A 6,800-nucleotide genomic window follows, 5' to 3' on the forward strand; every position below is an offset into this window, starting at 1 on the left:
CCGCCCTACCGTTAACGCGGCAGGGCGGTTGGTAATGAGGAGAAGCAGAGATGGCCGGCGGAAAAGAGATACGTAGTAAGATCGGCAGCGTGCAAAACACGCAAAAGATCACTAAAGCGATGGAAATGGTCGCCGCCTCCAAAATGCGTAAAACGCAGGAACGCATGGCGGCCAGCCGTCCTTATGCAGATACCATTCGTAAAGTGATTGGTCACCTTGCGCAGGGTAATCTGGAATATAAGCACCCATACCTGGACGAGCGTAAAATCAAGCGCGTTGGGTATTTGGTCGTGTCTACCGATCGCGGTCTTTGTGGCGGTTTGAACACTAACCTGTTCAAAAAACTGCTGACAGAGATTAAAGGTTTGAGCGAGCAAGGCGTCGAGGTTGACTTGGCCCTGATCGGTTCAAAAGCTGCATCTTTCTTCGGTTCCGTGGGTGGCAACGTGGTTGCCCAGGTTACTGGCATGGGGGATAACCCTTCCCTGTCAGAACTGATCGGTCCGGTTGCAGTGATGCTGCAAGCCTTTGACGAAGGTCGTTTAGACAAGCTGTGCATTGTTAGCAATAAATTCGTCAATACCATGTCTCAGGAACCAAGAATCGTGCAGCTGCTGCCACTTCCGCCTGCGGAAGAAACCGGCGGACTGGCGAACAAGTCCTGGGATTACCTGTATGAGCCAGACCCTAAAGCACTGCTGGATACCCTCCTGCGTCGCTATGTAGAGTCTCAGGTTTATCAGGGCGTCGTAGAAAACCTGGCCAGCGAACAGGCCGCGCGAATGGTAGCGATGAAAGCCGCCACCGATAACGGCGGCAGCCTGATCAAAGAGCTGCAGTTGGTATACAACAAGGCTCGTCAGGCCAGCATCACTCAGGAACTCACCGAGATCGTCGGGGGAGCCTCCGCGGTTTAAGCTAGGTTTACGAATTACGTAGAGGATTCAAGATGGCTACTGGAAAGATTATCCAGGTAATCGGCGCCGTGGTGGACGTCGAGTTCCCTCAGGATGCAGTACCGAACGTGTACACTGCTCTTGAGGTAGAAAACGGTACCTCCAAGCTGGTGCTCGAAGTTCAGCAACAGATCGGCGGCGGCGTTGTTCGTTGTATCGCAATGGGTACCTCAGACGGCCTGCGTCGCGGTCTGAAAGTGAACAACCTGCAACACCCAATCGAAGTACCAGTAGGTACTGCGACTCTGGGTCGTATCATGAACGTATTGGGTGAACCAATCGACATGAAAGGCCCAATCGGCGAAGAAGAACGCCGTGGTATTCACCGTGCTGCTCCTTCTTACGAAGAGCTGGCAAACTCCCAGGAACTGCTGGAAACCGGTATCAAGGTAATGGACCTGATGTGTCCGTTCGCCAAGGGCGGTAAAGTCGGCCTGTTCGGTGGTGCTGGTGTAGGTAAAACTGTAAACATGATGGAGCTTATCCGTAACATCGCGGCTGAGCACTCAGGTTTCTCTGTGTTTGCAGGCGTGGGTGAGCGTACTCGTGAAGGTAACGACTTCTACCACGAGATGACTGACTCCAACGTTATCGACAAAGTTGCACTGGTTTACGGTCAGATGAACGAGCCACCGGGCAACCGTCTGCGCGTAGCACTGACTGGCCTGACCATGGCGGAGAAATTCCGTGATGAAGGTCGTGACGTACTGCTGTTCATCGATAACATTTACCGTTATACCCTGGCCGGTACCGAAGTGTCTGCACTTCTGGGCCGTATGCCTTCTGCGGTAGGTTATCAGCCAACGCTGGCGGAAGAGATGGGTGCTCTGCAAGAGCGTATCACCTCGACCAAAAATGGTTCAATCACCTCTGTTCAGGCCGTTTACGTTCCTGCGGATGACTTGACTGACCCATCTCCAGCCACCACCTTCGCCCACTTGGATGCGACCGTGGTACTGAGCCGTCAGATCGCTTCTCTGGGTATCTACCCAGCGGTAGATCCACTTGACTCAACCAGCCGTCAGCTTGATCCGCTGGTCGTAGGTCAAGAGCACTATGATGTGGCGCGTGGCGTGCAGTCTATTCTGCAACGTTACAAGGAACTGAAAGATATTATCGCAATTCTGGGTATGGACGAGCTGGCTGAAGAAGACAAGCTGGTTGTATCCCGTGCGCGTAAAATCGAACGTTTCCTGTCTCAGCCATTCTTCGTTGCTGAAGTATTTACCGGCGCTCCAGGCAAATTCGTACCGCTGAAAGATACCATTCGTGGTTTCAAAGGCATTATCGAAGGCGACTACGACCACCTGCCAGAACAAGCGTTCTACATGGTTGGCCCTATCGAAGAAGCCGTGGAAAAAGCCAAAAAACTGTAATGTTCTCCCTTAGGGGGTAAAGATCGTTGCAGTATTGAGAGAGGAAGGTGACATGGCTGAAAAAGCTTACCATCTGGATGTTGTCAGCGCGGAAAAGAGAATGTTCTCCGGCCTGGTACAGAAAATCCAGGTGACGGGTAGCGAAGGTGAGCTGGGTATTTTCCCTGGTCACGCCCCGCTGCTCACCGCCATCAAACCTGGCATGGTGCGCATTGTTAAAGAACACGGCGAAGAAGAGTATATCTATCTCTCCGGAGGCATCCTTGAGGTGCAACCGAACGCGACGACCGTGTTGGCTGACACTGCAATCCGTGGAGTAGACCTCGACGAAGCGCGCGCGCTTGAAGCTAAGCGTAAAGCGGAAGACCACATTAATGGTTCTCACGGCGACGTCGACTATGCTCAGGCGTCTGCTGAACTGGCCAAAGCGCTCGCGAAACTTCGCGTGATCGAATTGACCAGGAAGGCGGGTTACTGATTGGCAATTGCCAGATAAGTGACTAAAGCACTGCCAGTTGAAAAAGCGACCTTCGGGTCGCTTTTTTTTTACCTTTAAAAAAGCCTATTTTTCGGCATCTTCATCATTCATTTCCCCCCGTTTCAATGGAATACTGTCTACTATTGAAGACAGTTTTAGCGCGTTTCTTAACGAGTAGCTTATAGAGTGTTCAACCCTTGGCCCGTGCGGCCTAGGAGTAGTTTTTAATGAAAAATATGTAGTAATCCGACCGACTAACGGGTTACTTTTGTCAATCAAACTGGATTTGTCAGGTTGCTTATGTCTAACAGCGCATTAAGTGTCGTGATCCTTGCCGCAGGCAAGGGCACTCGTATGTATTCCAATCTTCCCAAAGTACTGCATCCGCTTGCCGGAAAAGCGATGGTTCAGCACGTAATCGATGCGGCCACGCGCCTTGGCGCCAGCAATGTTCATCTGGTTTATGGCCACGGCGGTGACTTGCTTAAGCAGAGTCTGGCCACCAGCGAACTGAACTGGGTGCTTCAGGCTGAACAGTTGGGAACCGGACACGCGATGCAGCAGGCGGCGCCGCATTTCTCCGATGATGAAGACGTGCTAATGCTATACGGCGACGTGCCGTTGATTTCAGTCGAAACACTGCAAAAGCTGTTGGCCGCCAAGCCGGAAGGCGGAATTGGCCTGTTAACCGTCAAGCTCGACGATCCAAGCGGCTATGGGCGCATTGTGCGTAACAATGGCGAGGTGGTAGGCATTATTGAACAAAAAGATGCCAGCGCCGAGCAGCTTAAAATAAACGAAATTAATACCGGCATTCTCGTGGCCAATGGTGCATCGTTTAAGCGTTGGCTGAGCCAGCTCTCGAACAACAATGCTCAGGGTGAATATTACATCACTGATATTATTGCCATGGCGCACGCGGAAGGCCACAAAATTGCTACCGTGCATCCGGCGCGGTTGAGTGAGGTTGAGGGCGTGAACAACCGCCTGCAACTCTCTCGCCTTGAGCGCGTTTATCAGCAGGAGCAGGCCGAGCGTTTACTGCTGGCCGGCGTGATGCTGATGGACCCGTCCCGTTTCGACCTGCGGGGTTACCTTTCGCACGGCATCGACGTGAGTATCGACGTCAACGTGGTAATTGAAGGTAAGGTTAGGCTAGGCAACCGCGTCACCATTGGTGCCGGCTGCATCTTAAAAGACTGCACCATCGGCGACGACTGCGTGATCAGTCCTTACAGCGTATTCGAAGGTGCAAGCCTACAGTCCGAGTGCAGCGTTGGGCCATTCGCCCGCCTGCGTCCGGGGGCCGAACTGGGGCAGGGGGCGCACGTCGGCAATTTCGTCGAGCTGAAAAAAGCGCGGCTCGGCGCAGGGTCCAAAGCGGGCCACCTTAGCTATCTCGGCGACGCGGTTATCGGCGATAACGTCAATATTGGCGCAGGCACCATTACCTGCAACTACGACGGCGTGAACAAGTCGCAAACCATTATCGGCGACAACGTGTTTGTTGGATCCGACACGCAGCTTATCGCGCCCGTCAGCGTGGGCAACGACGTGACCATCGCCGCGGGCACAACCATCACCCGCGACGTTGCCGCCGGTGGCTTGGTTATTAGCCGCGTAACCCAGGTCCATAAACCGGACTGGAAACGCCCGGTGAAGAGAAGCACGTAAGTTCTATTATTAAAACGGGTGCGAACCGCCGTACCCGTTTTCAGCATGATGTCGATTGTGTTTTGCCCTGGCCTTTATTAGCAAATGGCCAAGGCAAAACATAATAATCCCCTTCTCTACAAGGCTTGGGGAACCCGCCCGGCTTGCCTGCAAGACCGACGCGGATATCAATCAGGTTAAGGCATCAAAAAAGCCTGTGAACAGGCTTTCTATAGGAATAAAACCGATGTGTGGAATTGTTGGCGCAGTAGCGCAACGCGATATTGCTGAAATTCTGTTGGAAGGATTACGCCGTCTGGAATACCGCGGCTATGACTCTGCCGGTCTGGCCGTGGTCGATAATGAAGGTCACATGGGCCGTCTGCGCCGTGTAGGCAAAGTGCAGATGTTGGCCGATGCGCTGGAGTCTCATCCGCTGCACGGTGGCACCGGTATTGCCCACACCCGCTGGGCGACGCACGGCGAACCGTCTGAGGCGAATGCGCACCCGCACGTGTCTGATTATATTGCCGTGGTCCATAACGGCATTATCGAAAACTTTGAACCGCTGCGCGTTTTGCTGCTTGAGCGCGGTTATCGTTTTGAATCGCAGACTGATACCGAAGTTATTGCTCACTTGGTGCACTGGGAGCTGCTTCAGGGCGGAACTCTGCTTGAAGCCGTACTGCGCACTATTCCGCAGCTGCGCGGCGCCTATGGCACCGTAGTGATGGACAAACGCGACCCGTCGGTGTTGGTGGCTGCGCGTTCCGGCAGTCCGTTGGTCATTGGCCGCGGCGTAGGTGAAAACTTTATCGCTTCCGACCAGTTGGCGCTGCTGCCAGTGACTCGTCGTTTCATGTTCCTGGAAGAAGGTGACGTAGCGGAAGTTAAACGCCGTGAAGTTAACGTGTTCGATAAAACCGGTATGCCGGTTGAGCGCGTAGAGATCGAGTCTAAAGTGCAGTACGACGCCGGTGATAAAGGCGCCTACCGTCACTATATGCAGAAAGAGATCTACGAACAGCCGCAGGCGATTAAAAACACCCTGGAAGGCCGCTTCGAGCATGGAAAAATCAATCTCAGTGAACTGGGAGCCGACGCCGACGCGCTGCTTGCCAAAGTGCAACACGTGCAAATTATTGCCTGCGGCACCTCATATCACTCGGGAATGGTGGCACGTTACTGGTTCGAAGCGCTGGCCGGTGTGCCGTGCGACGTCGAAATTGCCTCTGAATTCCGCTATCGCAAATCTGCCGTGCGTCCGGGCAGCCTAATCATTACTCTCTCTCAATCGGGTGAAACCGCCGATACGCTGGCGGCGTTGCGCCTGTCGAAAGAGCTGGGCTATTTAGGCTCGCTGGCGGTGTGTAACGTGGCAGGCTCTTCGCTGGTGCGTGAATCCGACCTCGCGCTGATGACCAAAGCAGGCACGGAGATTGGCGTGGCCTCAACCAAAGCCTTTACCACTCAGTTGACCGTGTTGCTGATGCTGGTGGCAAGGGTCGGCCGGTTGAAGGGCATGGACGAGAAGATAGAGCACGACATCGTTCATGCGCTTCAGGCACTGCCTGCACGCATTGAGCAGATGCTGTCGCTGGATAAAACCATCGAAGCGTTGGCGGAAGGTTTCTCCGATAAACATCATGCGCTGTTTTTGGGGCGTGGCGATCAGTATCCGATCGCGATGGAAGGTGCGCTGAAGCTCAAAGAAATCTCCTACATTCACGCCGAAGCCTATGCTGCCGGTGAGCTGAAGCACGGTCCGCTGGCGTTGATTGACGCCGATATGCCGGTGATTGTGGTGGCACCTAACAACGAACTGCTGGAAAAACTGAAATCCAACATCGAAGAAGTGCGTGCACGCGGCGGTCAGCTGTACGTCTTCGCCGACAGGGATGCCGGTTTCACCGACAGTGACGGCATGAAAATCATTCAGCTGCCGCACGTTGAAGAGATTGTCGCACCGATTTTCTACACCGTTCCGCTACAGCTGCTGTCGTACCACGTTGCGCTTATCAAAGGCACCGACGTCGATCAGCCGCGTAATTTGGCGAAATCGGTCACGGTAGAATAAAAAATATGGCCACCCACATATTGTGGGCGGCCAATAACGTGGTAATCAGCAACAATCCGGTTGTGCTCTTAAAAAGCATACCGGATTTTTTTATGGTTAAAATAATCGCTAATTAAAAGAAAGTTTTTGTGCGTTTGATCTACACAGGTTTTACACCGGTGTGTTTATTTTTCAGGGCTTTTTTGGTGAAAATATAATTTTCATTACAACATGATTAATAAATACAGCCATAAAAAAATGATAATTTATGTTTTTAACAG

Annotated in this window: 5 protein-coding genes; all 5 read left to right on the plus strand. The window is 52.9% G+C overall.

Translation table 11 applies throughout. From position 1 onward, the window contains the following. Positions 1-50 precede the first annotated feature (50 nt). The 5 genes from atpG (at position 51) to glmS (ending at position 6,540) form a co-directional block, all read left to right on the plus strand. Positions 51-917: a F0F1 ATP synthase subunit gamma gene (atpG, locus tag BS639_RS21335; RefSeq protein WP_055775399.1), complete on the plus strand. Its 867-nt coding sequence runs from the start codon at positions 51-53 to the stop codon at positions 915-917. 32 nt (positions 918-949) lie between these two features. Then, positions 950-2,332, plus strand: coding sequence for a F0F1 ATP synthase subunit beta (atpD, locus tag BS639_RS21340; protein WP_055775401.1), 1,383 nt, complete (start codon positions 950-952; stop codon positions 2,330-2,332). A 52-nt stretch (positions 2,333-2,384) separates the two neighbouring features. Continuing rightward, positions 2,385-2,810: a F0F1 ATP synthase subunit epsilon gene (locus tag BS639_RS21345; RefSeq protein WP_055775404.1), complete on the plus strand. Its 426-nt coding sequence runs from the start codon at positions 2,385-2,387 to the stop codon at positions 2,808-2,810. Between the two features lie 300 nt (positions 2,811-3,110). Further along, a complete protein-coding gene (gene glmU / locus BS639_RS21350; RefSeq protein WP_084984277.1) occupies positions 3,111-4,484 on the plus strand; it encodes a bifunctional UDP-N-acetylglucosamine diphosphorylase/glucosamine-1-phosphate N-acetyltransferase GlmU in 1,374 nt (457 codons plus the stop codon). A gap of 226 nt (positions 4,485-4,710) precedes the next feature. Beyond that, positions 4,711-6,540, plus strand: coding sequence for a glutamine--fructose-6-phosphate transaminase (isomerizing) (gene glmS, locus BS639_RS21355; RefSeq protein WP_084984278.1), 1,830 nt, complete (start codon positions 4,711-4,713; stop codon positions 6,538-6,540). The last annotated feature ends 260 nt before the right edge of the window (positions 6,541-6,800 follow it).

This window comes from Rouxiella silvae (assembly GCF_002093625.1).
GTDB classification, from domain to species: Bacteria; Pseudomonadota; Gammaproteobacteria; order Enterobacterales; family Enterobacteriaceae; genus Rouxiella; species Rouxiella silvae.